Source organism: Streptomyces phyllanthi (assembly GCF_009377205.1).
Classification (GTDB): Bacteria; Actinomycetota; Actinomycetes; order Streptomycetales; family Streptomycetaceae; genus Streptomyces; species Streptomyces phyllanthi.
Window position 1 is genome coordinate 1 of sequence record NZ_VJZE01000781.1, and the last position, 2,502, is coordinate 2,502.

At 73.4% G+C, this 2,502-nt stretch carries 3 protein-coding genes; all 3 read right to left on the reverse strand.

Going from position 1 to position 2,502, the window contains the following annotated elements; genetic code table 11:
* Positions 1-736 (reverse strand): COG1361 family protein (locus FNH04_RS44760; RefSeq protein ID WP_152791959.1); only part of this gene is annotated, 736 nt, incomplete at its 3' end.
* 182 nt (positions 737-918) lie between these two features.
* Positions 919-1,644 (reverse strand): LPXTG cell wall anchor domain-containing protein, encoded by a 726-nt coding sequence (locus FNH04_RS44765; protein ID WP_152791960.1) that lies wholly within the window; start codon positions 1,642-1,644, stop codon positions 919-921.
* Positions 1,645-1,806: 162 nt separating this feature from the next.
* Positions 1,807-2,415 carry an ATP-binding protein gene (locus FNH04_RS48410; RefSeq protein WP_228032010.1) on the reverse strand — a complete coding sequence of 203 codons (609 nt, stop codon included), beginning with the start codon at positions 2,413-2,415 and terminating at the stop codon, positions 1,807-1,809.
* Positions 2,416-2,502: the final 87 nt, after the last annotated feature.

The window sequence follows — 2,502 nt, forward strand, 5'->3', positions numbered from 1 at the left end:
CACCCGCGCCACCCGTCACCGCGCCCCACGGCACGAACCGCACGGGTACCGATCCCGAGTCGCGCGCGCCGCCGCCCGCCGTGACCGTCAGCCGTACGTCGACCGCGTCCAGCGCGGGCGGGTCGGGCCACGGTTCGCTGAGCCGCACCCGGCTGCCAGGACGCAGGTCGACCGGCAGGGTGCGCGGGGCACGGTCGAGGACCCGCCGGCCGAAGAGCCCCTCGGCGCGCACCGCGAGGCTCGGGGTCAGCGTGGTGGTACCCCGGTTGACCAGGTCGTACGAGATGCGCTCCCCGTGCACCGCGACGTGCTCCACGGTGAGCGCGGGCACCTCCGGCCCACCGACCCGGAGCCGGAGCCGTACGGTGGCGGACCGGCCGTCGGGGGAACGGGCCGTGAGAGTGTCCGTGTGGTCGCCCGGGGTGGCGCCGGCCGGGATGTTCACCGTGAAGGGCACCTCCGCGCGGGTGCGGGCGGGCACCTCGACCGAGACCGTGCGCGCCGGGGCGCCCCCGCGCGCGAACACCACCCAACTCCCGCCGCCGAGCCTGACCCTGACCGGCTCGGCGGCCGGGTTGCGCACCGACACCGTGTCCTGGAGGACCGCTCCGGGAGCGCCCTCCGCGTAGAAGGACGGCCGCCCGCCGCCCGACGGCACGACGGACCAGCCGTCGTCGGCCACGGCCGCGGGTGACATGACCGACAGCAACAGGGCGACGAGGAACAGGACACGCATCGGCGGCTCCAGCTGCGCGGGGCGTACGGCTCTCTACGGCTGCTCTATGCGGCTCCGGGGCTGTGGTTCTTCGGGGCTGTGATTCTTCGGGGCTGTGGCTTCTGAAGGGACGTGGGTCACGCGGCTTGCGGCTTGCGGCTTGCGGCTTGCGGCTTGCGGCTTGCGGCGACGGTCGTCCTCGTTCAGCGGCGTACCGTCTGGTGCCTGCGGGTCAGCCACAGCACGCCCGCCGTGCCCGCGAGCAGCACCGTGCCGCCGAGCGTGCCGAGGGCGATGGCCGAGTCCTCGGGGCCGGTCTGCGGAAGGGCGTTGCCGGAGCCCCCCGTGGACGTACCGCCCTGGGTCCCGCCCGACGACGAACCCGAACCCCCGTCGGCCGCCGTGACGTCGAGGGTCAGCGACTGCCCGGGGTTGTTGCCGGGCGTACAGGTCGTGGTCGTGCCGAGCGCCTTGATGGTGAGCACGCCCGCCGTGAAGGTGACCTTGCCGGTCGCCTTCGGGGTGTACGTGCCGCTCAGGTCGTTGATCTTGATGGGGGTGTCGGCGGGGATGGCCTCCGCGTTGGCGGGACCGGTCACGTTGAGCGTGCCGGTCTCGGCGCCGCCCAGCTTGATGGTGGCGCTCGGGTTCATCGAGCCCTTGCCCAGCTCCACCGGGCTGGACGAGACGCCCTTCTGCCACGACATGGTGATCTTGTAGCCGCTGCCGCTCTTGACGCCCTCGATGTCGATCGGCGAGACGGCGGACTTGTCGCCGATGGGCGTCTTGCAGTTGTACTCGACGTTCACGACCTTGGCCTGGGCGGCCGGGGCGGCCATCAGCACCGCCGAGCCGGCCAGTGCCGCGGCGAACGCGAGCGCGGCGGTTCGTTTCTGGTACGTCCGGTACGACACCTCGGGACCCCACATTCTGACGGCACATCAGATCGGGGGCTCAAGGTACGCCGGGGCCCTTGTCAAGGGAAGACAAAGTACGCGCGGGTTTCGTGGGGATCGCGTCTACCCGGGACCCGTTGAGGGGTGCGGGGCTGTGACGTCGTACGGCTCCGCCTCGTGGGCCCGGCCCAGCGCTCAGGCCGGGCCACCGACCTCCGCCCACACCGTCTTGCCCGCCACGCCGGGCGTCCGGATGACCCCCCAGTCCAGGCAGAGCCGCTGGACGATGAACATCCCGTGGCCGCCCGGGCGCCCGGCGCGGTGCGGGGTGCGCGGGGCGGGCTGACCCGTGCCGCGGTCGGAGACCTCGATACGGAGCACCTTGTTGTCCGAGGCGATCCACAGCTCGTCCGGGCCCTCGGCGTGCAGACAGGCGTTGGTGACGAGTTCGGAGACGACCAGCAGCACGTCCTCGGCCGCGGCCCTCTGGTCGGCGGTCGCGGCGGGCAGCCAGCCCCAGGCGTACAGCGCCTGGCGGGTGAAGTCACGGGCGAGCGGCACCACTCCGCTCTCGCCGCCGAGACTCAGCCGGCGGCTCCGGCGTCCGGCAGCGGACGTGGAGTCACGCGCGGGGTCGGACGCCGACGCAGGAGAAGGCGAAGCAGAAGCAGAAGGAGAAGGAGAAGGAGAAGGAGAAAGGGAAGGAGCAAAGGCAGGAGCAGGCGCGGGAGTAGGCGCGGGAGTAGGCGCAGACGCGGACGCGGAGCCGGGCGTGGCGGCAGGCGCGGAGCCGGATGCGGGCAGGGAACCGGGCGTGGCGGCAGGCGGGGACGCCGACGCGGGATCCGGCGGGGGCGCGGGGCCGGGCGCGGGATCGGGCGCGGGCGCACC

Coding starts and splice junctions, on each gene's coding strand:
- FNH04_RS44765 (WP_152791960.1), bottom strand. CDS start 1,644: ATGTGGGGTCCCGAGGTGTCGTACCGGACGTACCAGAAACGAACCGCC.